The organism is Staphylococcus sp. IVB6181, assembly GCF_025561445.1.
Taxonomy (GTDB): Bacteria; Bacillota; Bacilli; order Staphylococcales; family Staphylococcaceae; genus Staphylococcus; species Staphylococcus simulans_B.
In genome coordinates this window covers 934,699-958,867 of record NZ_CP095096.1, presented here as the reverse complement: position 1 = coordinate 958,867, position 24,169 = coordinate 934,699, and the positions used below count along the sequence as shown (strand labels likewise).

The 24,169-nt window shown below is 36.8% G+C and carries 24 protein-coding genes and 1 pseudogene; 5 read left to right on the top strand and 20 right to left on the bottom strand.

Translation table 11 applies throughout. From position 1 onward, the window contains the following. Nucleotides 1-37: 37 nt before the first annotated feature. The 3 genes from MUA90_RS04420 to deoC form a co-directional block, all read right to left on the bottom strand. Nucleotides 38-643 (bottom strand): SH3 domain-containing protein, encoded by a 606-nt coding sequence (locus MUA90_RS04420; protein WP_316959800.1) that lies wholly within the window; start codon nt 641-643, stop codon nt 38-40. Continuing rightward, nucleotides 609-1,265 carry a M23 family metallopeptidase gene (locus MUA90_RS13950; RefSeq protein WP_316959799.1) on the bottom strand — a complete coding sequence of 219 codons (657 nt, stop codon included), beginning with the start codon at nt 1,263-1,265 and terminating at the stop codon, nt 609-611. The genes MUA90_RS04420 and MUA90_RS13950 overlap by 35 nt, the downstream gene beginning before the upstream one ends. A gap of 135 nt (nt 1,266-1,400) precedes the next feature. Beyond that, nucleotides 1,401-2,063 (bottom strand): deoxyribose-phosphate aldolase, encoded by a 663-nt coding sequence (deoC, locus tag MUA90_RS04415; protein ID WP_262588500.1) that lies wholly within the window; start codon nt 2,061-2,063, stop codon nt 1,401-1,403. Between the two features lie 252 nt (nt 2,064-2,315). Between deoC and deoD the strand changes: the two genes are divergently transcribed. Beyond that, complete coding sequence (gene deoD, locus MUA90_RS04410; RefSeq protein ID WP_262588499.1) at nt 2,316-3,023, top strand: purine-nucleoside phosphorylase; 708 nt, start codon at nt 2,316-2,318, stop codon at nt 3,021-3,023. A gap of 57 nt (nt 3,024-3,080) precedes the next feature. Here deoD and MUA90_RS04405 read toward each other — a convergent pair. From MUA90_RS04405 to MUA90_RS04350, 11 genes and pseudogenes are all read right to left on the bottom strand, one after another. Continuing rightward, a pseudogene (locus MUA90_RS04405) lies at nt 3,081-3,516 on the bottom strand (D-alanyl-D-alanine carboxypeptidase family protein). A 411-nt stretch (nt 3,517-3,927) separates the two neighbouring features. Next, on the bottom strand, nt 3,928-4,374 hold the full coding sequence (locus MUA90_RS04395) for a Dps family protein (RefSeq protein WP_105994360.1): 447 nt from the start codon (nt 4,372-4,374) through the stop codon (nt 3,928-3,930). A 294-nt stretch (nt 4,375-4,668) separates the two neighbouring features. Further along, a complete protein-coding gene (locus MUA90_RS04390) occupies nt 4,669-5,082 on the bottom strand; it encodes a thiol-disulfide oxidoreductase DCC family protein (protein WP_262588496.1) in 414 nt (137 codons plus the stop codon). 165 nt (nt 5,083-5,247) lie between these two features. Further along, nucleotides 5,248-6,624 carry an EVE domain-containing protein gene (locus MUA90_RS04385; RefSeq protein ID WP_262588495.1) on the bottom strand — a complete coding sequence of 459 codons (1,377 nt, stop codon included), beginning with the start codon at nt 6,622-6,624 and terminating at the stop codon, nt 5,248-5,250. A gap of 140 nt (nt 6,625-6,764) precedes the next feature. After that, the gene (locus MUA90_RS04380; RefSeq protein ID WP_262588494.1) at nt 6,765-6,995 is read right to left on the bottom strand and encodes a hypothetical protein; all 231 of its coding nucleotides are present in this window, start codon (nt 6,993-6,995) and stop codon (nt 6,765-6,767) included. A gap of 20 nt (nt 6,996-7,015) precedes the next feature. Beyond that, nucleotides 7,016-7,954, bottom strand: coding sequence for a type I phosphomannose isomerase catalytic subunit (locus tag MUA90_RS04375; RefSeq protein ID WP_262588493.1), 939 nt, complete (start codon nt 7,952-7,954; stop codon nt 7,016-7,018). Between the two features lie 498 nt (nt 7,955-8,452). Continuing rightward, nucleotides 8,453-9,145, bottom strand: a complete 693-nt coding sequence (locus MUA90_RS04370; RefSeq protein ID WP_262588492.1) for a LutC/YkgG family protein — start codon at nt 9,143-9,145, stop codon at nt 8,453-8,455. After that, complete coding sequence (locus MUA90_RS04365) at nt 9,142-10,581, bottom strand: LutB/LldF family L-lactate oxidation iron-sulfur protein (RefSeq protein ID WP_262588491.1); 1,440 nt, start codon at nt 10,579-10,581, stop codon at nt 9,142-9,144. The genes MUA90_RS04370 and MUA90_RS04365 overlap by 4 nt, the downstream gene beginning before the upstream one ends. A gap of 1 nt (nt 10,582) precedes the next feature. Then, complete coding sequence (locus MUA90_RS04360; protein WP_105994367.1) at nt 10,583-11,317, bottom strand: (Fe-S)-binding protein; 735 nt, start codon at nt 11,315-11,317, stop codon at nt 10,583-10,585. A gap of 283 nt (nt 11,318-11,600) precedes the next feature. Then, the gene (locus MUA90_RS04355) at nt 11,601-12,299 is read right to left on the bottom strand and encodes a FadR/GntR family transcriptional regulator (protein ID WP_262588490.1); all 699 of its coding nucleotides are present in this window, start codon (nt 12,297-12,299) and stop codon (nt 11,601-11,603) included. 131 nt (nt 12,300-12,430) lie between these two features. Then, the gene (locus MUA90_RS04350) at nt 12,431-13,087 is read right to left on the bottom strand and encodes an SDR family oxidoreductase (protein ID WP_262588489.1); all 657 of its coding nucleotides are present in this window, start codon (nt 13,085-13,087) and stop codon (nt 12,431-12,433) included. Between the two features lie 156 nt (nt 13,088-13,243). Here MUA90_RS04350 and MUA90_RS04345 point away from each other — a divergent pair, with 156 nt between their 5' ends. Together MUA90_RS04345 and MUA90_RS04340 are read left to right on the top strand one after the other, a co-directional pair. Next, a complete protein-coding gene (locus tag MUA90_RS04345; RefSeq protein WP_105994370.1) occupies nt 13,244-13,549 on the top strand; it encodes an ArsR/SmtB family transcription factor in 306 nt (101 codons plus the stop codon). Between the two features lie 15 nt (nt 13,550-13,564). Further along, complete coding sequence (locus MUA90_RS04340) at nt 13,565-14,512, top strand: cation diffusion facilitator family transporter (RefSeq protein ID WP_262588488.1); 948 nt, start codon at nt 13,565-13,567, stop codon at nt 14,510-14,512. Between the two features lie 61 nt (nt 14,513-14,573). Here the strand turns inward: MUA90_RS04340 and MUA90_RS04335 are convergent, their stop codons facing one another. Then, on the bottom strand, nt 14,574-15,308 hold the full coding sequence (locus MUA90_RS04335; RefSeq protein WP_262588487.1) for a metallophosphoesterase family protein: 735 nt from the start codon (nt 15,306-15,308) through the stop codon (nt 14,574-14,576). Nucleotides 15,309-15,438: 130 nt separating this feature from the next. Between MUA90_RS04335 and MUA90_RS04330 the strand changes: the two genes are divergently transcribed. Then, on the top strand, nt 15,439-16,530 hold the full coding sequence (locus MUA90_RS04330; protein ID WP_262588486.1) for a hypothetical protein: 1,092 nt from the start codon (nt 15,439-15,441) through the stop codon (nt 16,528-16,530). 84 nt (nt 16,531-16,614) lie between these two features. On the opposite strand, the gene MUA90_RS04325 is transcribed toward MUA90_RS04330, so the two are convergent. Together MUA90_RS04325 and glmS are read right to left on the bottom strand one after the other, a co-directional pair. Then, nucleotides 16,615-17,469, bottom strand: a complete 855-nt coding sequence (locus tag MUA90_RS04325) for an HAD family hydrolase (protein ID WP_262588485.1) — start codon at nt 17,467-17,469, stop codon at nt 16,615-16,617. Nucleotides 17,470-17,600: 131 nt separating this feature from the next. After that, nucleotides 17,601-19,406, bottom strand: a complete 1,806-nt coding sequence (glmS, locus tag MUA90_RS04320; RefSeq protein ID WP_262588484.1) for a glutamine--fructose-6-phosphate transaminase (isomerizing) — start codon at nt 19,404-19,406, stop codon at nt 17,601-17,603. A 737-nt stretch (nt 19,407-20,143) separates the two neighbouring features. Between glmS and MUA90_RS04315 the strand changes: the two genes are divergently transcribed. Then, nucleotides 20,144-20,815 carry an MgtC/SapB family protein gene (locus MUA90_RS04315; protein WP_262588483.1) on the top strand — a complete coding sequence of 224 codons (672 nt, stop codon included), beginning with the start codon at nt 20,144-20,146 and terminating at the stop codon, nt 20,813-20,815. Between the two features lie 58 nt (nt 20,816-20,873). Here the strand turns inward: MUA90_RS04315 and glmM are convergent, their stop codons facing one another. The 3 genes from glmM to cdaA are packed head-to-tail and all read right to left on the bottom strand — an operon-like array spanning nt 20,874 to nt 23,996. Further along, nucleotides 20,874-22,229 (bottom strand): phosphoglucosamine mutase, encoded by a 1,356-nt coding sequence (gene glmM, locus MUA90_RS04310; RefSeq protein WP_262588482.1) that lies wholly within the window; start codon nt 22,227-22,229, stop codon nt 20,874-20,876. Between the two features lie 26 nt (nt 22,230-22,255). After that, entirely contained in the window at nt 22,256-23,188 is a 933-nt protein-coding gene (locus MUA90_RS04305; RefSeq protein ID WP_262588481.1) for a CdaR family protein, read from the bottom strand. 1 nt (nt 23,189) lies between these two features. Next, nucleotides 23,190-23,996: a diadenylate cyclase CdaA gene (gene cdaA, locus MUA90_RS04300; protein WP_114602907.1), complete on the bottom strand. Its 807-nt coding sequence runs from the start codon at nt 23,994-23,996 to the stop codon at nt 23,190-23,192. Between the last annotated feature and the right edge of the window lie 173 nt (nt 23,997-24,169).

Genomic DNA, 24,169 nt, shown 5'->3' with positions numbered 1-24,169 from the left:
ACTGAACAACGTTGTATCCAGCCCTATAAACTATATGTTAATTAATTGTACCCCATAAAGGTCCTAATGTATCAGTAGATTTATCCCATGTTCTAACAGATAAATAAACTCTATTACCAGAATATCCAGTATAAACCACCCAAACATATCCATCTTGTTTCATTACCGTATCATAATTAATAGTTTGACCAGGATGTAAAACTCCAGATTGTGGATTGCTTTTAAAAGGACCATTTAATCTTGTTTTGATATCATAATTTGCAGTAAATGATGCATATTCTGATTTATAATATGTTCCATTGCTATCTTTTTTAAATGTATTATTAATGGTAGGTGCAGAAACATAATCAACTGGAGGTGTATAATTATTATCATAGCTTCCGTACCCATTATCTTTTAAGAATGGTAAAGGGTCTTGGGCATATTGGTTGCCTAAACCACCAACCATTCTTTGGAAATGAAGATGAGGACCAGTTGCATAACCTGTGCTTCCAGATTTACCAATTATTTGACCTGTTGAAATATATTCTCCTACTCTAACATTAATTTGACTTAAATGCATATACCATTGATAATGATAGCCATCAGGTTCTTTTACACCTATTTGATTACCTCCACCATATGGGACTCCAACCTGCTTCAATAATTTTCCCTCCTGTAATTGCTTGAACCGGAGTTCCAATTGGCATTGCAAAATCTGCACCATAATGCATACCATTATTAATATTAAGGTTATAATGTCCAAAACCTGCAGTTAAAGTATGATTAGTTAACCATTGAGCAGATGCATACGGCTCTATACTTCTATCAGTGTAATAGTCAGAACTTCCTCCAATTGGAAGATCAGTGTTAAGATTCTCTTCAAAGTTATATTTTAACTTTGAATTATTTGGTTCATCTAAATATGAATCAAAGTATTTTTTATCTGGATTTACATTGTTTATAAAATTCTTTTCCCCATTAGAATACGAGTTGTAAATACTATTTACTTCTTTTCCATCGTTATTTTTTTGAAAATTTATTTTGTTTTGGTTTTCAATTTTTCCGCTGTTAAAACTATAGTTGTATTGGAAATTTGAATTATTATTTGCTTGAGTAACCATAGTATTCTCTGGGTTTGAAAAAGTACCTTGTTTGCCTTCTTCATTATTTACAGCAGCATGTGCATCATTGTTTGGCAAAGTTAAGAATAAAAATCCACCTAAAACTACGGATGATGTTAGAAGATAAGCTTTGTTGTTGACTAACTTTTCATTGTTGTTCATTCTAATGCCTCCTATTATAACTATATATATAGCATACCACTATATTGGGCAACACACAATGTTATATCAAGGCTTTATCCATCAAATAATGCTTAAACCTAGTTGCATAAACTTTTATATAATAGAAGATTAAACTTAATAATCAGAATCTGACTCTAATCCTTGAATAATTTGAACACCTGCACTCGCCCCTACACGTGTAGCGCCTGCATCTAACATAGCTTTAAAGTCTTCTAGATTTCTTACACCGCCGGATGCTTTAACTTCTAAATCATCTCCGACAACTTCTTTCATTAATTTCACGTCTTCGACAGTTGCGCCGCCGCCCGCAAAACCAGTTGAAGTTTTCACAAAATCAGCACCTGCTGCTTTGCTTAATTCTGATGCTTTACGTTTTTCTTCATCAGTTAACAGTACTGTTTCAATAATGACTTTGACAGTATGCTCGTTCGCTGCTTTGACAACAGCTTCAATATCTTTTTGTACTTCATCATAGCGGCCGTCTTTTAATGCGCCGATATTAATCACCATATCTAATTCGTCTGCGCCGTTTTTCACTGCGTCTTCAACTTCAAATGCTTTAACCTCTGAAGTGTTTGCGCCTAATGGGAAACCGATAACTGTACATACTAAAACATCTGAATCCTTCAATGCTTCTGCCGCATGTTTAACGTATGTCGGGTTAATACATACTGATTTGAATTTGTATTCTTTAGCCTCATCAATCAACTTGTCGATTTGATCAACCGTCGTATCAGGTTTTAATAAAGTGTGGTCAATGTATTTTGCGTAATCCATTATTTATTCATCCTCCAATTATGTTGTTTAAGCTCGAATATAATATTATTGATTCATATGCCATTTTACCAAAATATTTTAACTGACTAAAATATTTGTGGCTTGCTCACTATTTCAATTTCACTCTTTTTGGAAAATCATGCATCTTTTAACACTAAATAAGATGTACAAAACAAGGTTATTCTCGCATATTCAGGCTTTTTCGTGTTACATTTAACTTAAATATCTAAATATTAAAGGAGCAGATAATTTATGACTCAAGGTACACCTCATATTCAACCTAACGGTGCTAAAATCGCAAAGACAGTATTAATGCCAGGAGATCCGCTTCGCGCTAAATACATTGCTGACAATTACTTAGAAGATGTCGTACAATTCAACGAAGTCCGCAATATGTTCGGTTACACTGGAACATATAAAGGCAAAGAAGTTTCAGTAATGGGTTCAGGTATGGGTATTCCAAGTATCGGTATTTATTCATACGAACTTTACAACACATTTGATGTAGACACAATTATCCGTATCGGTTCTTGCGGTGCGTTGCAAGAAGATGTTAATTTATACGACATCATTATCGCACAAGGTGCTTCAACAAACTCTAACTATGTAGACCAATACAATATCCCAGGCCATTTTGCACCATTAGCTGACTTCGATTTAATGGTACAAGCTAAAAATGCGGCAGATAAACTTGGTGCTACAACACATGTAGGCAACATCTTATCTTCAGATACTTTCTATAATGCAGATACTACTTTCAACCAACAATGGCAAAGAATGGGTATCTTAGGAATTGAAATGGAATCTGCGGGAATTTACTTAAATGCAACTTACGCAGGTAAAAAATCATTAGGTATCTTCACTGTCAGCGACCATATTTTACGCGACGAAGCAACAACACCAGAAGAACGTCAAAATTCATTCACACAAATGATGGAAGTCGCATTAGAAATCGCATAATCAATTACACAATAAAAGGCGGAGCCGTTCAGCTTCGCCTTTTTACTTTGCTTTTAACTACTTGATACTTTTTTTATCATATCCATAGTCTAAATATTCTTCTAAAGTCAACTGTTTATCATAGATAGCTTTAGCAGTTTTCTTACCTACATATCTGAAATGCCACGGTTCATATTGATAACCTGTAATCTGTTCTTTTCCTTTTGGATAACGCAAGATAAAGCCGTATTCATGCGCATGTTTTGCTAACCATTTTCCTTCTGGTGTTTCACCATATTCTTTCAAGAAATCTTTATTGTAGCGATTAGAACCTACGTCAAAAGCTAAACCCGTTTGATGTTCAGAATAGCCCCGATGGAGAACTGTATTTTTCAGCTGCTTTTCTACCATCTCGTTGGACGTAGCTGTTAAATAAACTGACTTGTTGCTGATAAGATCTAAATCCACTTCGATACACAATATCTAGGCCTTTTGCTTTAGCATTTTGTATCATTTGATTCAAATGATTTCTAGCATTAGCATTTTCACCAGGATTAAAATTTTTAGGCAGAGGTACTTTTTTATTTGCGAGAACAAAACCATCTACTGTCGTAATACCATTTTCTTTTTTAATTTGATGCTGACTTTGTTTCATTGTTGTTGGTTTTGATTTAGATTGCACTTTTTCTTTCGTATCATTACCACACGCAGTAAGTAGTGTGCCAACTGCTATCATAATAAGTATTAATTTTTCACAATTTATCATCTCCCACTTCTGATTGCATCTACTATTATATCCCATAATATATCTGCTGTAAGAGTCTAAAATTAACAATAATTCAAACAACAATTTTAAATACCCGCTTTTGTTTAACAAAAGCGGGTATTATTTCAACGTTTCATCTTCAATTATTAATAAATTCTATTATTTGCCTAAGAATGATTGGAACATCCAGTTGTGTTTATCAACTGAAGTTTGTAATGCGATTAACATATCTTGTGATACATCATCTTCTGCATCTCCTGCAACACTGATTGATTTTTCAAGTTGTTCAGAGATATTAGTGAAGTCTTTAGAAATTGAAGCCACCATATCTTCTGCAGTTTTTTCAGTTTCTGCTTCATCAACAATCGCTGCATCTAAGCTTTTTTTCATTGTCGCAACTGGGCTGCCGCCGATTGCTAGAATACGTTCAGCTAATTCATCAATGTGTTCGCTTGCTTCATTATATAATTCTTCAAATTTAACGTGTAAAGAGAAGAAATGAGGTCCTTTCACAAACCAATGGAAGTTGTGGATTTTAGTGTATAACACTGTCCAGTTTGCTACTTGTTCATTGAGTACATCTACTACATCTTGTTTGTTTGCCATAAAAATAATCGCTCCTTTAGTTATCGTTCTCTCTTTGTAATAACTATTATATTATAATCATTCTAATCTGTAAAGCTGTTTGTGCCTTAATTTAAAATAATTCTAATTAAGAACTCTGAGCTGTCATTTTACTGCCATATTTAGTTTTACCCGTTTCTGTACCTGTTATGCCTATAAGGAATGAGTACAGAATTGCTTGTGCTGTCACTAAAAAAGAGAATGAAAATATCTGAATATGCATTTCCATTCTCAATTAAACTTTTTATCGTTTTAATACAGAGCCAAATTTTAATTTCAGCCGTATTCTTTTTTAATCTTGTCAGGCAAATCTATAAAGAATGAACGCTCATAGTCGCTTGGCTTCTGCCACGTTGCATGCCACATTTTATCTCTGTTATTTGCAAATAAGTTATAACCTAGACTACGCAATGGTTTTGGAACCAATGTCAGTGCCAGACCGAGCCATTTTTCTTCTGTGAGCGACATTAATAATTTCGCAATTGCGGTTGATTTAAAGTAAAGCCGATCGCCTTCTTGCAGCACGACAGTATTTAATTCTAAGACCCCTGGATGCTGACGCTGCAATGCTTCTCCAGAAGGTCCTTTTAATGTCGCAAATTCATAACTTTTCGATAAGCCGTGTCTAATCAGCCATATCGCATAGTTGTAGCAATAAACACAATTGCCGTCATAATAAATTATCGGCATGTCATCAACGCTCCTTTCTTATTATTTTTTCTCTAATTGCTTGTAATTATAGTTTACCCGTTGTGCTGAAGATTTAAAGGAGACGTACTTAATTGATACGTTTGATCTGTTTAATTCCATAACAAAGACCTTAGGTACACTTAATTCACCTAAGGTCTGAAATGATTAATCATGATTAACTTTTACGATACGCGCATACTTTAAGAACTGTTCTGAGTACTTTTGTTTAATGGTTTCTAAGTTATCATATGTGACACCGATAATATGCCAGTTAGGATTGAAATGATAGAAGGAATCTTTATTTTTAGACCATTTAACCATTGAGCCGTCTCTATTATAGCGCGGTAATGTCACTTCATAGCCTTCTAATACATTAATGAATGTTTGGAAAATATCCGGGTCGATACGGTTAAAGTTATCAATGACTAAATAACTGCGATCAGTTCTCGGCATTAATTCCGTAATAAAGCCTTCTCTGTAATACAATGCGCCTGCTTCATTCGGTAAATACTTGCCGTAAAGCATATCTTCAGTGAAATCAGGATGCCCTGTTGTAATCACTGGTTTCGCATTGGTCTTTTGAAGCAGGTTTTCAGCCGCTTTCAAGCCTTCTGCACGATCCTTATCTTGAATCACAAGCAGAATAAATGGTTTGATTTCTTCATCTAGATGATTTACCACATTATCTTTGCGGATGGCTTCAAATTGCGGCTTCATGCCGTCATTCTTACTCATTTCAATAATCGCATCAAATTGTGCCTGCGACATACTCGCAATAGCTTGTTTCGCATTTTCTTGCAAGTAATATAAGTTTTTAAGTCTCGGATGTTTATTTAATGTTGTTAAATTCACCGGGTTGATATCTTCATCATAACGGACTTCGATGGCAGTACTGTTTGTACGGCCGGGAATCGGAGGCAATTCGCGAATATGCTGCGTCACTTCGCCTAAACCGATGACTGAATGATCCGCATTACGGTTGTAAAAGACAATTTTATCTCCGATTTCAAGCTGCGTATAATAGTGATAACCGTTACGCTTAATGCCGTTATAAGTATGTGTAAAGATGGTATAGGTTTCTCCTGGTTCAAAGTCCAGCGTTTCTGCCAAGAAGAAATATCTTGGCACTTTCGTTGTGCCTTTGCCTAATTGTTCGATTAAATCAAATTCTTCTTTTGTAATTTGATTGAACAACGTTTCTTTCATATTGTTAATGCGAAACTCTAATTGTTCGCTGCGTTTTAAATAATCTGCAGTTAGCGGCTTCAATGCTTCTGTTAATCTGAATTGTACACGGATCTTATGTTGTGCACCTGTTTGTACACTAATGATTTCACCGCTGCCGAGCAATCCTGCATCTGTTTGTACTTGATAAAAGATGACCTTGTCACCGGCTTTCGCTTTTTTAAACGCACGAAAACCTTGCGTAGGATTGAATTGTGCCCCTGATTCAAACAAAGTCGTTTGTCCGACTAAGGGTTCATTATGATTCCATCGATTAAAACCGCAGTTCAACCAGAAATAGTTTGTTTCTTCAGTCATTATGATACTGCTCCTTCTTCATTTATAAATTGATTTAAGTGCAATATACCCTTATCGCAGCTGTCCGCTTCAACCCTATATTGCAAATCTTGTTCTAAACATTTATATCAAATGCATCGCTTTGATACAAGTCAGACTTATTATTCCGGCATAAATATGATTGCCATCAGCGGCATAAAATTAATTAAAAAGCCCCCGAATTTCAACATATTGCTGGTTTGCTTGTCCGGTATCGTGACACATACACATAAGATACCTAAAATCGAAAAACCGGCGGGGATCAATAAATTAGGATACTGTGGGAAATTCATAAATACGCCTGCACCTGATAAAATACCGCATATCAATGTAATATATAAAAATTTTCGCATGCCATTACACCTCTGTTTCTTTATACATACGTAATCATCACAGTTAAGTCGCCTTTAAAGATATTATCCAAGTCTTCTGACGTTAAAATAAAGCTGCTTCCGGGACGAATTGAAAATACATCGCCATCTGTAATCAATTCGCCTTCACCGTAAAGCACAGTCACTAAACAGAATTCTCTCGGCTTCATATAACTCAGCGTACCAGTAATTTCCCATTTCACAACCGTAAAGGCATCATTATTAATATATGATGTACGTTTATGGTTATCGATAATTTCAGTTTCCGGAATCACATTCGGACTGCCAGCACGCACTTCTACAACATCTTTAGCTTTTTCGATATGCATTTCACGTGCATGGCCCGCTTCATCTCTGCGATTATAATCATAGATACGATACGTAACATCAGAAGATTGTGTGACTTCATATACCACAATCCCTTTGCCTATCGCATGTACAATACCATTCGGCACAAAGAAGAAGTCGCCAGCACTGACAGGAATATGTTTGAATAGATTATGATGTTCTTCGTTATCTAAAGCACGGATAAAATCTTCTTTAGAATCTGTGTTCAAGCCGTAAATAATCTCCGCACCTTCTTCTGCTTCGATAATATACCAGCATTCTTTCTTGCCGAAATCTCCATCTTCATGTTCATAAGCATAAGCTGTATCAGGATGAACCTGTACAGATAATGCTTCTTGTGCATCAATCATTTTAACCATTAATGGGAATTCAGAACTCGGGAAATCTCCAAATAATTCTTTATGTTCACGCCAAACCTCACTTAATGTTCGACCTTCAAATGGCCCGTCAGTAATGACACTGTCACCATTTTGATGTGCAGAAACAGCCCATATTTCACCCACATTTGCATGAGGCAATTGATAACCGTATTGCGTTAAGTGATCACTGCCCCAGATTCTTTCTTTAAAAATCGGGTCTAAAAACAATGGCATAAATCCGTGCACCTCCATTATTATTTCATTCTATGCTTGATTATGTATCGGTTGTTTATTCGACCATTCTTATGGAATTCATCATGATAGCGTTATCTAAGATATTATAACAATATTTTCTTCAAGGTGGTAGTATACTTAAAATATTTACAAAAGTTAAAAACCAAAGAATGTCATTTTCCATGTATTACTTCTATTGTTCTCATACTTATCTTTAATACAAATATCACTCAAATTATTTTACAAATTATTTCAAATATTACTTGTATTGGTCAGGCTTCACCCCTTATAATAGAAGTATGTTAATAATAGCTTAACATTTGCTACATAAGGTAATTAATATGATTAATGTCGAAAGAGTTGCTGATGCGGCTCCATTTCATAAAAATTTGCATAAGACCTAGGCCCTGGAAAAGCCTAGGTCTTTTAAATACGAAAAAAGAACCGGACGAAAAACATTATGTGTTTTCGTTCGGTTCTTTGTGTTTTGAATCAAAATTAAATATCATCTACAATGATATAAGCTGCTTTTACCGGACCATGTACCCCTACTACTAAGTTCATTTCGATATCTGCAGAGTTGGATGGACCTGTAATGAAGTTGACACAAGATGGGAAGCGTGCATCTTCTTGGTTTTTATCATATAAACCGTCTGCTGCTTGTGTAAATCTTGGCACGATTGTTGATTTTGGAATGATAGCAATATATGTTTCAGGCATTAAGCTGACTGCACGTCCGCGTCCTTTGCCTGAGAATAAAACAATTGTACCGCTCTCGCTTAGGCAGTAATCACTGAAGGTGATACCGACTTGCGCAGATTGTGCTGCACGTTTGCTTTGTTCAGGTTGTGCTTCATCCCAAACAGTTGTATCGAATTCGCTTAAGTCCACTTGATATTCAGTAAAGCGCGGATCATCAAATCTGACAACAGGGTTGCCGCCGAATTGTTTGATAGTAGCTCTTAAAATCTCATTTAAGTTAGCTTTTGTAGTTTTTTTGAACACAGTATGGATGCGTTCGCATTCATGTTCTAAATGATCCACAAGTTCATCAGGTGTTAAGTCAGCCAAAGTTTTATATTGCGGTTGTACTGACCATTCAGGTTTAACTACGTTTGCCGGTGTTTTGCGTTCTAAAGCATTTTGAATGTTTGCTAAGAACTTTTCTTTGTTAGAAATTAATCCAGTCATTTGTTTTCCCCTTCTTTCTCTTTCAAGTGTGCTTTCATCCAGTGGCTGAAACGTTCTTTTTCAGGTGTTGGGAAATCTCTGGATTGTGTCCAAGCATGTAATGGTTTCGGACCTTTTTCTACCCAGCCGTCTTTATTGGCATACGGTTTAAGTGCAGGTCCTGCCATTTTAATACTGTATTGGAAGAGATGCGGTTTAGTTGTACCGATACCGAATCCTTTCATGACTAAGCGTTCGCCTAAAGCAGATTTTTTAAGTTCTTCTGCTTCGACTTGGCGGTGTTTAAGTAAGAGTTCGTGAAGCGGAATTTTAACCGGACATGCTTCTGAACATGCTGCACATAGTGATGATGCATATGGTAATTGTCCATATTCTTCATAGCCGCCAAGCAATGGCGATAAGACTGCACCGACTGGTCCTGGATAAATAGAACCGTAACTGTGGCCGCCTGAATGTCTGTAAACCGGACAAACGTTCATACAAGCACCGCAACGAATACATTGCAAGATTTCTTGGAATTGTGTACCTAAAATAGAAGAACGACCGTTATCAACAATAACTAAATGGAATTCTTCCGGACCATCAATTTCCCCTTCTCCTCTTGGGCCTGTAAGTGTCGTCACATAACTTGGTAATTTTTGTCCTACTGCACTGCGTGAAAGCATACCGACTAATACTTCCATTTCTTTGAATGAAGGTACAATACGTTCCATACCCATTACAGTAATTTGTGTTTTAGGTACAGTAGTTGTCATACGTGCGTTTCCTTCGTTAGTAACAAGGCAGAAGCTGCCGCTGTCTGCTACAGCAAAGTTGCATCCTGTTACCCCTACTTCAGCTGCCAAGAATTTTTCACGCATGATTTTACGTACAAATCTCGCCATTTCTGTCGGATCATCGCTGCCTTGGTAGCCTTCTTTAGCATTTAATACACGTTGGATTTGACCGCGGTTTTTATGCAGCGCTGGTGCTACGATATGTGAAGGCGGATCTTCGTGGTCGATTTGAAGCAAGAATTCGCCTAAGTCGCTTTCTACAACTTCAGCACCGATATCTTGCAATGCATGGTTCATTTCAATTTCTTCAGTTACCATTGATTTAGATTTGATGACTCTTGTCGCATTTTTCTTTTTCACTACATCTGCAATATAAGCAGAAGCTTCTTCTTTTGTTTCTGCAAAGTAGACATGGCCGCCTAATTTCGCTACATTTTCAGAAAGCTGATTTAAATAATAATCTAAGTTTTCTAATGTATGTTGGCGGATTTCAGCTGATAATTGGCGCCATTCTTCCCAATTTCCGAGTTCTTCTTGTGCTTTTAGTTTTTTCACACGCAAACCATCTTGTGCTGAACTTACAGCACCGCGCATAAATTTATTCTGCTTTTCAACTTTAAAAGCATCTTTAAAGGATTTATCTCCGATACGCATACCCATCTTAATGCACCGCCCCTTCAAGCTGATGATTTAATACTTCAGCAATATGAAGTACTTTCACTTTGCTTTTAATACGTTTCAAACGGCCTTCGATATTCATTAAGCAGCTTGCATCCGCACCGACTAAATAATCTGCACCTGTTTCATCTACACAATGTGCTTTTTCATCTACCATTTCACTGGATACATCTGACATTTTAACCGCAAATGTACCGCCGAAACCGCAGCAATTATAATACTTCGGCAATTCGACCAATTCTAGACCTTTGACATTGCTTAATAATTGTTTAGGTTCATCAACTACTCCTAAAATTCTAGTAATATGACATGACGGATGAAGTGTTGCTTTGCCTTTAAGCGACGCTCCGACATCTGTAATACCTAAGACATTAACAATAAATTGTGTAAGTTCGTATGATTTATCTGCAAGCGCAACCGCTTCTTTATGCATCACAGGATCATTTTCGAATAAACTTGGATAATGTTTGAACATTGTAATACAAGAACCTGATGGCGCAACGACATATTCTGAATCTTTAAATGCTTTAATCATTTGTTTAGCTGATTGTCTTGCATCTTCGAAATAACCAGAGTTAAATGCAGGTTGTCCGCAGCAGATTTGTGAAGCAGGATAATCTACTTCGCAGCCTAATCTTTCCAGCAATTCCACAGTAGCCACACCGATACGTGTATGGAAAGCTTCAACTAAACAAGTTGAGAATAAACTGACTTTCATTTTTTACACCCTTTCCCCGTTCGCAAAAACTTGTGAACGCGTGAGCCCGATTAAATTTAATGATTCCTATTGCTTAAACCATTAAAACCCCAACAGGCATCCCCACAACGTCTGCTGCTTAATTTAAGAATAGAAAAGATTACTCGTACATTATAGCGCTCTTTACTCATCTAGTCATCAGATGTTTAACATTTTGTTCAAACTTTTTTCACTTTTATTCTGCTTTAAACAAAATAAAATAAAACAAGCCTCATTATAGAGACTTGTTCCATATAATTTCATATTATTTGTTTTTGATGTTCTGCAAAATCGTATCACGTACCTCTTCGAGATGTTCATGCATTTGCTGCTGCGCTTGTACAGCATCTTTTTCTTGAACCGCAATATAGATTTTTCTATGTTCTTCATATAAACGAAGCAGCGCTTTTTCTTTATCAAACAGATACACTTTACGTGTTTCTTTCATTGTTTCTTGAATAACGTCTGAAATATTATTCAGTAAATCAAACAACATGTCATTTTGTGCCGCTTTCGCTACTGCAAGATGAAACTGCAGATCAGCCGCTTCCCCTGATGTTCCGTCAGCCACTGCTTTTTGCATTAATCCTAATGCAGCGTCTAATGCTTTTAAATCTTCCTCTGATCTTAATTCAGCTGCTTTTTTCACCGTAGCAAGCTCCACAATTTCCCGCAGTTCTAGCAAATCTTCAATTTGTTTTCTTGTCAGCGAAGTATCGTCTAAATCAAAAAAGACAGGTTCTTGCTTGGTCACAAATGTGCCGTAACCTTGTTTGATTTCAATAACTCCTATTGTTCTTAACGCATTGAAAGCTTCACGTACTGAAGCGACACTTACACCATAATCCTTAGCAAGCGCTTGAATGGAAGGCAATTTGTCTCCGACCGCATACTCGCCTGTTTTAATTTTTTCTAACAAGATGTCGGCAATTTTTTCATATATCTTTGTCTTTGAAATTTTCATCCGAACTTTGACCTCCACTTTATTATCCACTCAATTATAACAAATACAAGCGCTTTCTGACTCGCTTTTATTAAAAAAGAAGGCCAGATACTACTGACCTTCCTTTAACATACTTACATACTATTTATAGTTTACTTATAGAAGTTTTCTAAAGCTGTTTGAATCGGTTCATCTCCAGCAATAACTTGGAATTCTCCGCCTTGGAATTGCTCGTTAGTTAATACTTCAACGATGGTTGCCGCAATGTCTTCTCTAGGAACAGAACCGCCTTCATCAAATAATTTTTCAATTTCAACTTTCCCTGTTCCAGCATCATCAAGTAGTGCACCCGGATGTACAATCGTATAGTTTAAACCAGAATCGCGCAGATGATTATCCGCATAGTGTTTTGCGATAGTATAGGGCTTAAGTGCTTCATAATCATCGAAAGCTTCTCTTCTTGAATCAAAAGTAGAAACCATCACGAAGTGTTTTACGCCTGCTTTCTTGCTGGCCTCAATCGCTTTGACAGCACCATCTAAGTCGACAATAATCGTTTTATCCGCACCAGTACTGCCGCCTGAACCCACTGAAAAGACAAGCTGTTCATAGCCTTTGAATTTGTCAGCTAATGTTTCAATGCTGTCTGTTTCAACATCTACGTTTTTTGCATCTAAGCCTTCTTTTTCCGCTTTTTCAACTTGTTCATCTTTACGATAAGCTGCAGTGAAATTTTGGTCAGCATCTTTTAATTTTGAAACGATAAACTTGCCGACACCGCCGTTTGAGCCTAATACTAAAATACTCAAGTCCATCACTCCTGTTAATTTATTATCATAGTTGAACTTTTCCCTCTATCGCTTTATTGAAACAGCTGTACAAATTGCGCTATTGACTTCGTATGCACAACGTTGTAAATTAATATATGAATAAATGTTCATATATTAATTTAAGGAGTGGTAAGCTTGTCAAATCATGAATTAAGCAGTCGGACACTAGCGCAAGTCACTGATATTTTCAAAGCGTTAAGCGAACCTAACCGCATCCGAATTATGCATCTATTAAAACAAGGGCCTTGCAGTGTCGGACATATCAGCCATACCCTGGGACTTTCTCAATCGAATGTATCGCATCAATTGAAAATCCTGCGTCATGCTGAACTTGTAAAAGACCAGCGCCAAGGCCAATCCAAAATTTATATGCTCGATGATCAACATGTCGTAACGCTTTTAGCACAAGCTATACACCATGCAGAACATCCTGTTGATTAGAAAGGAAGATTGCTTATGAGCCATTCTCATGAACATGCACATCACCATCATCACAACCATGTGCATACTAACAACAAACGTGTCTTAACACTATCATTTATCATCATAGCCGCATTTATGGTCGTTGAATTAGTCGGAGGTTTCATAGCAAATAGTTTAGCTTTGCTTTCAGATGGTGTGCATATGCTGAGTGATGCGTTCTCATTAGGCTTTGCCTTATTTGCATTTAAATACGCAGAACGCCACGCTACGATGAATATGACTTTCGGCTACAAGCGGTTTGAAATATTAGTCGCTTTATTCAACGGTGTACTCTTATTTGTCATCAGTATCGGTATTATGATTGAAGCTTTCAGACGTTTTGCTTCTCCTCAAGAAGTCTTATCTGCTGAAATGTTCTTCATCAGTGTAACAGGCTTAATTGTCAACATCATTGTCGCTTGGCTGATGTTAAGCGGCGGAGATACAAAACATAACATTAATATGCGCGGTGCTTTCTTGCACGTCCTCGGCGACTTATTAGGTTCTGTCGGCGCAATCGCAGCAGCATTATTGATTTGGGCTTTCAACTTTACTATTGCTGACCCTATCGCAAGTTTGCTCGTTTCATTATTATTGCTTAAAAGCAGTTACGGCTTAATCAAAGATTCGCTTAATATCTTGATGGAAGGCACACCTAAGGATATCGATATTGATCAAGTCGTAGAAACTGTTAAATCAGAGGAAGCTATTCAAAATGTACATGATTGTCATGTCTGGACGATTTCCCATGGTTTAAATGCTTTCAGCTGCCATGCAGTCGTCAGCGATACTTTATCAATTAAAGAATGCGAAGCTTTGCTGCAGCGAATAGAAAAAGAACTGAATGCATTGAATATTCATCATATGACCATCCAATTAGAATCACATGAAAATCCGCATAGCCGAACAACATTATGCGAACACATCACCGCAACCTCTTAAAATAAATATACGAAACAAACCGGCGACTCACACTAATCTTGAGTCGCCGGTTTAATTTGCTTTATTGAATGAACTTATCAAAAATCAACTGTCTGCCTGGTACTTGTTTTGTTTCAAAGCCATCAATGAAACGTTCGTTATCATATACCACACGGACTTGTTCTACATTAAACTGTTCAGGTGTAATCGTCACAATTCCGTAGACTGTATAAGGTGCTCTGTTAAGGCCTGCCGAACCTGGATTAAAGTAAGCTGTATCTTCTTGAACAAAATGATGCAGCGTATGGTTATGGCCGAATAAAATCAAATCCGCTTCTTTATCTTTAAACAATTCCGCCATATGCGATGCTGTCGGCTCGACAATCGGACTGAATGGAATTTGATCAATCGGCTGGTCTAATTTCGCGTTTTCTATTTCATAATGAATACCTAATACAGACTGTCCGAAGACATCTAACTTAAACTCTCTCGGCAATTCATTTAAATAATCATAGTACTGCGGGTTTAAGTGTTCTGCGATCCAATGATGGTGTTCTAAGAATTTATCTTTTAAATCTTCTGGATATGGTGTCTTGTTAATCACAGACATAATTGCTTCATCATGATTGCCTGCAATAGACGTAATATCATCCCTAGAAGTCACCATACCTAAAACTTCATTGGTATTATGGCCGATACCTATAATATCTCCTAGATTATAAATATGGTCGATATCCCCTCTTCTATCAATATCTCGTAGTACTGTTTGAAGTGCATCCATGTTGCCGTGCACATCTGTTATTACTGCAAATTTCAAAGTCATCACCCTCATATAAGTTTATTATTAAACAAAATGTTACATTTTGTCTGTAATCTTTATTTTTTAATTTGAAACTCCGCTATTTTTTGATATTGTGTTTATATCATATCAAAGGAGTGCTAAGCCATTGTTTAAATTTCATAAACAAGCAATACAAAACGCAAAACCGCAAAATGTTAAAATAGCTGTTTTTAGTATTCTAACATTCATTGTCTTTATTTTACTGGTTGGACTCAGTTTACAACCATTATCTCAGGCAGCGCAACTCGTAATGATGGCTATGATGACACAACAGTTTTCACCGCAAATTATTATTGCGATACTCTTTGCTGTTATCTTGCCGCTTGCTTTCTTTATATTCGCCGGCTACCATTTAGCTGCTGGTGCTATCAATATTATATATAAAGGTATCAATAAAGAGAAAGTAAGTTTTACAGATGCCCTTTCTGCATTTAAGAAAGGCAGTTACTTAAAAGCAGTTAAATTAGCTTTATTCACACTGCTGTTTATCATTATTTTAAGTCTGATCCGCTACGTGTTAACGCAATTATTCAGTGCAGTTTTCGGCAGCGCAGTAAGAGGCGGCCAAAACTACTTCATGGAACATATCGGTGCATACATCGCAGTTCAATTAATTGCTTTAACAATATTAGGCTTGATTTTATCATTCTTCATTTGGGCAATTACTTACATCATTGTCGCATACACTGCCGCTTACTTTAAAGATCGTCAAGCTGGTGCATTCAAAGATGTAAAACAAGCATTTAAATCAATGAAGAATGGACAGCATTCATGGTTCAAATTATTACTAGGTCTTGTATTATTAGACTTTATCGTTATTCTTTTGAGCACACCGATTGTTCAACTCGTTAACCTTGGAACGAAATCGATGTCTCAAAATATCGCTAATGTTCTTATCATTATTGTAATGGTGATTGCGATTTTAGTTCGTGTGGCAGTTTATTACTTAAATACACACGCAATTATCGCATTCTTCAATTCTGCTGCCGGTCACCTTGCACCAAGAACAAAACCATCTCACAAAGAACGTAAGGCTAAACAAGCAGCAAAAGACAAAAAAGAACAAGTTGAAGATAAAGTTGAACAAACTAAAGACAAAGCAGACACAGAAAAAGAAACTTATTCTGATACAACATTTGATCATTTAGAGTCAAAGAAAAAAGACATTGATCAACGTTCAGATGAATTCAAAAAATAAGCAATGAAAATAAGCGTCTGAAGGCAGCTGCCAGCTCCTTCAGACGCTCTTTTTGTATCAAATATGATTTTCGTAAAATCCGTTTTATTTCAGCAAATTGTCTTCTAAATAGCGTGCTGCCCCATCTTCATCGTTTGTATAAGATGTAACATCTTTCGTCAATGCTTGAATTTCAGGACGTGCATTTTTCATTGCGACTGTGTAATGTCCGAATGCAAACATAGAACGATCGTTATCACTGTCACCGATGACTAACGTTTCAGTTTGATCGATGTGATAGTGTTCAATCATTTCTTTAATTCCTGTTCCTTTATCAATGCCTTCTGCCATTGTTTCAGCGTTAAAACGTGATGAATTCGAAACAGTAATTCCAAGTTGTTGCTGCTCTTCGATTAAATGCGCTCTGAAAGCTGTGATTTTTTCTAAATCCGGTGTGAACATATAGATTTTAGAGAATTTAGTCTCAGGTAATGCATCCACCCAGTTCACATTGCCTGCAAGTGCATGTTTGCGTGAATTCCACTCGCTGATACCTACATTATTCGGCGGTGTATCTCCTTCGCATGTAGCACGAATCCAATCTTCATCTTCTTTTAAAATCATGCGATTTCCGCTGAATGGAAACACTTCATAGTAAATGTTTTGCGCTTTTGCTTCGCTGACAATTTGTGTTACCGCTTCAAACGTTAAACTATGCTCAAAAATAGTACTGCCTTCTGCATCGCCTCTTGTACCATTCGAAGAGATGACTCCGTCTATTTCAAAATTTTCTGGTGTTAAATGTTCAATTTCATCAAACGAACGTCCAGTCGCGATAAAGACTTTATAGCCTTTTTGACGTAATTGTTTGATTGTTTCTGTAGTTTTTTCAGATACTCTGTTGTTTTCTTGTAAAATCGTTCCGTCCATATCTAAGAATATCGCTTTCACATTATCCATTACTTTTCCTCCAAGTTCATGTTATCGCCTTGATTATGGCATTTTCAGGCTTTTTTCGCAACCTTCATCAACTTTTGTGCCATGAAAAAACTGCCATCCTCATTAGAGAATGACAGCTTATAAATCATCTATTATTCAACTGTAACTGATTTTGCTAAGTTACGTGGTTTGTCTACGTCTAAGTCACGATGCAATGCCGCATAATAAGAAATTAATTGTAATGGTACAACTGATACAAGCGGTGTTAATAATTCATTCACTTGCGGGATAACATATGTGTCATCTTGTTTGTTTAAGCCGTCCATTGAAATGATGCAAGTATGCGCACCGCGTGCAGCAACCTCTTTCACGTTACCGCGGATTGAAAGGTTGACGTTCTCTTGTGTAGCAAGTGCGATAACCGGTGTATTGTCTTCAATCAATGCGATTGTACCGTGTTTCAACTCGCCGCCTGCAAAGCCTTCAGCTTGGATATATGAAATTTCTTTTAATTTCAATGCGCCTTCTAAGCTGACATTGTAGTCGATTGTACGGCCGATGAAGAAAGCATTGCGTGTCGTTGCTAAGTAATCTTTAGCAATTTGTTCCATGAATTCTGCATCGTCTACGATAGCTTCCATCGCATTAGCAACTTTTGCTAATTCTTGAAGCAAGTCGACTGTCGCATCTTTACCGTGACGTTTTGCCACAATTTGAGACAAGATAGCTAGTACTGCAATTTGTGCAGTATATGCTTTTGTAGAAGCAACCGCAATCTCAGGACCCGCATGTAATAATAGCGTATGATCTGCTTCACGAGATAATGTTGATCCAGGCACGTTTGTCACTGTTAATGCTTTGTGACCGCGTTTTTTCATTTCTACAAGTACTGCACGGCTGTCTGCAGTTTCACCTGATTGTGAAATGTAGATGAATAATGGTTTTTCAGATAATAAAGGTGTGTTGTATACAAATTCAGATGCAACATGTACTTCAGTCGGTACACCTGCCCATTTTTCAATGAACTCTTTACCTACTAAACCTGCATGGTAGCTTGTACCTGCTGCGATAATATAGATACGGTCTGCTTGTGCGACTTCATCTACAATCGCATCGTCCATTTTCAAGCTGCCCGCTTCATCTTGGTATTCTTGAATGATACGGCGCATTACTGCAGGTTGTTCATGAATTTCTTTTAACATGTAGTGATCATAAACACCTTTTTCAGCATCAGCTGCATCAATCTCAGCAGTGTACGTATCGCGTTCTTGTACATTGCCTTCTAAATCTTTAATTTCAACACTGTCGCGTTTTACAATCACAATTTCATGGTCATAAATTTCTTTGTATTCATTTGTGACTTGCAGCATTGCTAATGCATCTGAAGCAACAACATTGAATTCATCACCGACACCGATTAATAAAGGTGATTTGTTTTTAGCGACATAAATTGTATCGTGGTCTTCTTCGTCTAATAATGCTAAGGCATAAGAACCATGTAATAGTTTCACTACTTTTGTGAAAGCTTCTTCAGTTGTTAAGCCTTCATTTGAGAAGTGTTCTACTAATTGTACAATGACTTCTGTATCAGTTTCTGATAAGAAATTAACGTCTGAAACATATTCATCACGTAATTCTTCATAGTTTTCAATGACACCGTTGTGTACTAAAGTAAAACGTTTAGACGCTGATTGATGCGGGTGTGAATTTTCATGGTTAGGTACACCATGTGTCGCCCAACGTGTATGTCCGATACCTACTGTACCGTCTACATCACTGCTGTCCGCAACTTTTCTCAAGTCCGCAATACGGCCTTTTTCTTTAAATACTTTTGTACCGTTATCATTTACAAGTGCAATACCTGCAGAGTCATAACCTCTGTACTCTAATTTTTCTAATCCTTTTAATAATACCTCTTTCGCATTATCATATCCGATATATCCTACGATTCCACACATAATTCAATTCCTCCGTTTTTCGTTTCATTAACGGTTACCCTATATGGGGGAATCTATTCAGTTTTATATTAAATTTATTAACGAATCGAATAAAACTGCACCATAAATCCAACGCCTTGTTTTACCTTGTATGGCCCCTTCTCACTTGAACACATACAAAAAGGCGTACTTCTCCCCTTGCTATGAGTATCGTTTAAAAATATAAACTTCGGTCTGTTTACAAACTTTGTGCATCGAGTTGCCTCGATGTTTTACTCTGTAAACTTACGACTGACCTAGTCCGAGACAGCATCCGCCGATAATCGATCACTGCCTTCCTCGTCGACAATTTCAAGCTTAATGCTATTACACCTTCTGCTTTAAGGTATAAATCAGTGCAATTGTTCAGCTTTAATTGTACGGGCGCTATAATTGTTTGTAATACTTTCTGTCCCCCTTTTACATGTAATATAAGTATTTTACAATGACTGATTTTGTAATTGCAACTATAAACTTCTTATGAATTCGCTTACAGTACGATTTCATGAACTATTTTTCAAAATTTTGGAATTTGTTACATGTTTTCTACTATATATATGAGGCTATTTGTTAATTGTCACTATCTATATGACAAAGTACGATTTAGAATAGGTAGAATTCAATGAAGACTTAAATGGCTTCGAAGTTTGAAGCATTTCAGTCTTATTTTAATAATTAGTGGTATATTAATAATATACATAGAGAGAGGAGTGTCTGTTATGCTGTTTCAATTAGATTTATTGCTGCGTATTGTAATTGCTGCTTTTTGCGGCGCCACCATTGGTTATGAGAGAACGCAGCGTCTAAAGGCAGCAGGGATACGGACACATATTTTAGTGGCCGCAGCTTCTGCGTTGTTTTTAATCGTTTCTAAATATGGATTTAATGATATTTTGGCTCAAAACAATATCAGTTTCGATCCTTCTCGTATCGGTGCACAAGTGGTCAGCGGTATTAGCTTTATCGGAGCCGGCACTATATTAATTCGTCACCAAAGTATTAATGGCCTAACCACAGCCGCAGGTATTTGGATTACTTCCGGTATCGGTATGGCTTTAGGTTCAGGTCTTTATTTTATAGGCATTGTTTCAACGATTCTGATAGTCACAATACAATATTTTTTAAGAAATGATAGACTGTTTTCATCACTTCATATGAGTGAAGCCATAAAGGTATTGATTCAAGCTGAATATACTAATACAATTCAACAAGAAATCACGCAAACCTTTATCTCCCACCATGTAAAACAAGTTCAAATACAAATTTTGAAAATAGATAATGAAACCATTACCTTAAATGTTACTGGCAAGATTATGGTACGCAAACATTATAACCATAATGATTTGCTGGAAGATTTAATTCATCAAAAAGCAATACTGTCTGTCCGATAAAATAAGAGAACTCAGAGTCGCTTCTTTTGCGATCTGAGTTCCCTCTTATATTGCGTTATTATTCATTTAATCCCATTTTGTCTTTAACTACATCTGCGATTTGCTGTGCATAGCTTTCAGCTTTCTCATCTGTAGCTGCTTCAACCATGACACGTACTAATGGTTCTGTACCTGAAGGTCTGACTAAAATACGGCCTTCGCCGTTCATGTCAGCTTCAACACGATCCATTTCTGCTTTTACATCTGCATTATCTGTCACAGCATATTTGTCTGTAACACGTACGTTGATTAATGATTGCGGATATTTTTTCATTTGTTCTGCAAGTTCGCTAAGCGGTTTGCCTGTAAGCTTAACCACTGCAGCGAGTTGAACACCTGTTAATAAACCGTCGCCTGTTGTGTTATAGTCCATTAACACAATGTGGCCTGATTGTTCGCCGCCAAGGTTGTAATTACCTCTGCGCATTTCTTCAACAACATAACGGTCGCCTACTTTAGTCTTGTTAGATTTGATGCCTTCTTCTTCAAGCGCTTTGTAGAAACCTAAGTTGCTCATTACAGTCGAAACAATCATATTATCGTTTAATTCTTGGTTTTTAGCCATTTCTTGCCCAATGATGAACATGATTTGGTCACCATCGACAATATTGCCTTTTTCGTCTACTGCGATTAAACGGTCGCCGTCGCCATCAAATGCTAAACCAAAGTCGCTTTCTGTTTCAACAACTGTTTTAGCCAATACTTCAGGGTGTGTAGAACCGACTTCATCGTTGATGTTGTAGCCGTCTGGGCTGCAGCCGATGATTTCTGTATCTGCTTCTAAGTCCCCGAATAAGAATGGCGCAAGTTGTGATGTTGAACCGTTAGCACCGTCTAAGACGATTTTTAATCCTTCGAAATTAACATCTACTGTTGATTTCAAGTAGCTCAAGTATTTTTGAGTGCCTTCGAAGTAGTCTGAGTATTGCACGATTTCATTTCCGATTGGACGCGGCAAGTCTGGGTTTTCAGAATCTAATAATGCTTCTATTTCATTTTCTTGATCATCAGATAATTTGAATCCATCTGAACCGAAGAATTTAATGCCGTTGTCAGCAACTGGGTTATGTGATGCTGAAATCATAACACCTAGTTCAGCATCCATTTCTTTTGTTAAGTACGCAACACCTGGTGTTGAGATAACGCCTAAACGCATTACTTCAGCCCCAATAGAAATCAAGCCTGCAATCAAAGCAAATTCTAGCATTTCACCTGAAACACGTGTATCACGTCCCACAAGTACTTGCGGATGTTTCTTGTCTTCGTTATGTGCTAAGACATAACCGCCGTATCTACCTAATTTAAAAGCCAGTTCTGGAGTAAGTTCTTTGTTGGCTACACCTCTGACTCCGTCTGTCCCAAAATATTTGCCCATTTAAAAATTCTCCTTTAATGCTTTATTTATTTAGCTGAAACTGTAGCTGTAATATCGCTGCTGTCAGCTTTTTTTACTACGTCAGGTAATTCTAAGCTTACACCTGCTTCATCTGAGCTTTCGAAATCTGCCAGATTAATAACACCTGTAATACTTTGAATATCACTTAACTCTTCTCTATTTCCCAAAATTTCAACTTGTTGTTTAGACAAATTAACATTATCAGCATTCAACTTAGAATTTGCTTTACCGATAACTTTCTTTTTAATATCTACTTTCTTGCTGTAAGGTTTTAACTCTACAGTAATATTAACATTGCTTGGTTTAGTAATAACATCAATTCTCTTTAAATTCTTATCAAATGCTACGATTTCTCCTACATCTGTTGTATCGTCTTTGATATTAGATGCATTTTTAAATGTAGCTTTTAAATAAGCAATTTTTTCAACTTGATGCTGTCCGCCGATAACTTTCACCTTTTTAGGTGTCACTGATTGATTTTTCACTTGATAGTTCGGATCAATATCCTTATCACTCACATCAGCGGTTACTGTCATTTCTTTAGAGACTTTTCTCTCAAGGTTGACAGTCGCTTGTTTCGGATTAACTGTACCCTCTACATCCTTGTCTAAACCTTTGATTTCATAATCAATTTTATGACGTCCGTATGTAGTGTTTGTTAAGTCCAATTCAACCTTGATGTCATCTGATTGTTCTGCTTTTAAAACCTTTGATTGCGAACCTTTCAACTGAACATCCACACTTTCAGGAATACCTGAAGCATATAAGTTCTTGCTGTTATATGTAGCTTCTACAGGTACATTCTGAATAGTTCTCGTTGTATTTTGAGATAACGATGATGTACCAAAGATATTTCCAAAGACGTTATTCACGGTTAAAAAGAAAGCTAATGCCAAGACAAATGCTACAAATCTTAATCCCCATTTGCTCTCAAACATTTTACTTCACACCTTTCTTTGGAAGTCTTGTATCGAACCAATGTTCAGCTAATAATTCTTCAAAGACTTCTGATGAAATATCTTTACGCAATTTTCCATCAAAGGTAACTGAAATCGATCCCGTTTCCTCAGACACAATTGCTGTAAACGCATCTGATACTTCTGAAATACCAACTGCTGCTCTGTGTCTTGTTCCTAAACTCTTTGAAATCTTAGAACTATCAGAAAGCGGTAAATAACAAGCAGCACTCGCTATCTTTGTTCCTTGAACAATCATTGCACCATCATGCAATGGTGTATTCGGAATAAAGACATTCGTTAATAACTCTTGTGAAATGTCTGAATCCATCGGAATGCCTGTTTCAATATAATCTTGAAGCCCAGTCTTTTTCTCAAACACAATTAAAGCACCGATACGTCGCTTTGCCATATACTGTATTGCGCCGCTAACAGCTTTAATCAGTTTTTCTTGATCTTGTGATGAACTTCCAACATAACGTTTAAACAGGTTACCTCTACCTAACTGCTCGAGTGCACGTCTGATTTCAGGTTGGAAGATCACAATGATTGCTAAGAACCCCCATTGGATGACCATATCAAACAATCTTGCAGTTGTAGTTAAGTCTAAAGCAGCACTCACCCAACGCCCTAATACAATGACTATAATTCCTTTGAGAAGCTGGATGGCTTTAGTCCCTTTAAATACTGTGATTAATAAATAAATCACATACCAGACAATGAGTAAATCTAAAATACTTGTTATTAACTTTACCGTATTGAAATTTTCAAAAATGCCGCCAAAATCCATAGCATCTCCTCCGGTAACCTAATTACAATGATAGCCGATTTATCGCTATGATAAACAGCTCTCATACATTTAAATTATAGCATAAATCCCCCTGCTCCTTTGAATGAAAATACATAAATATGTACAACCTCTTCTAGTGATTTCAGAGAAACTTAAAAAAGTGTAATAAAAAA

Excerpts from the sequence above, each read along its gene's own strand:
- MUA90_RS04355 (WP_262588490.1), bottom strand. The coding sequence starts at position 12,299 with ATGAAAATTTCAAAGACAAAGATATATGAAAAAATTGCCGACATCTTG.
- MUA90_RS04315 (WP_262588483.1), top strand. The coding sequence starts at position 20,144 with ATGCTGTTTCAATTAGATTTATTGCTGCGTATTGTAATTGCTGCTTTT.
- MUA90_RS04340 (WP_262588488.1), top strand. The coding sequence starts at position 13,565 with ATGAGCCATTCTCATGAACATGCACATCACCATCATCACAACCATGTG.
- glmS (WP_262588484.1), bottom strand. The coding sequence starts at position 19,406 with ATGTGTGGAATCGTAGGATATATCGGATATGATAATGCGAAAGAGGTA.
- MUA90_RS04380 (WP_262588494.1), bottom strand. The coding sequence starts at position 6,995 with ATGCGAAAATTTTTATATATTACATTGATATGCGGTATTTTATCAGGT.
- MUA90_RS04370 (WP_262588492.1), bottom strand. The coding sequence starts at position 9,145 with ATGACTGGATTAATTTCTAACAAAGAAAAGTTCTTAGCAAACATTCAA.
- MUA90_RS04375 (WP_262588493.1), bottom strand. The coding sequence starts at position 7,954 with ATGCCATTGTTTTTAGACCCGATTTTTAAAGAAAGAATCTGGGGCAGT.
- MUA90_RS04325 (WP_262588485.1), bottom strand. The coding sequence starts at position 17,469 with ATGGATAATGTGAAAGCGATATTCTTAGATATGGACGGAACGATTTTA.
- glmM (WP_262588482.1), bottom strand. The coding sequence starts at position 22,229 with ATGGGCAAATATTTTGGGACAGACGGAGTCAGAGGTGTAGCCAACAAA.
- MUA90_RS04360 (WP_105994367.1), bottom strand. The coding sequence starts at position 11,317 with ATGAAAGTCAGTTTATTCTCAACTTGTTTAGTTGAAGCTTTCCATACA.
- MUA90_RS04395 (WP_105994360.1), bottom strand. The coding sequence starts at position 4,374 with ATGGCAAACAAACAAGATGTAGTAGATGTACTCAATGAACAAGTAGCA.
- cdaA (WP_114602907.1), bottom strand. The coding sequence starts at position 23,996 with ATGGATTTTGGCGGCATTTTTGAAAATTTCAATACGGTAAAGTTAATA.
- MUA90_RS04390 (WP_262588496.1), bottom strand. The coding sequence starts at position 5,082 with ATGCCGATAATTTATTATGACGGCAATTGTGTTTATTGCTACAACTAT.
- deoD (WP_262588499.1), top strand. The coding sequence starts at position 2,316 with ATGACTCAAGGTACACCTCATATTCAACCTAACGGTGCTAAAATCGCA.
- MUA90_RS04385 (WP_262588495.1), bottom strand. The coding sequence starts at position 6,624 with ATGACTGAAGAAACAAACTATTTCTGGTTGAACTGCGGTTTTAATCGA.
- MUA90_RS13950 (WP_316959799.1), bottom strand. The coding sequence starts at position 1,265 with ATGAACAACAATGAAAAGTTAGTCAACAACAAAGCTTATCTTCTAACA.
- MUA90_RS04305 (WP_262588481.1), bottom strand. The coding sequence starts at position 23,188 with ATGTTTGAGAGCAAATGGGGATTAAGATTTGTAGCATTTGTCTTGGCA.
- MUA90_RS04365 (WP_262588491.1), bottom strand. The coding sequence starts at position 10,581 with ATGGGTATGCGTATCGGAGATAAATCCTTTAAAGATGCTTTTAAAGTT.
- deoC (WP_262588500.1), bottom strand. The coding sequence starts at position 2,063 with ATGGATTACGCAAAATACATTGACCACACTTTATTAAAACCTGATACG.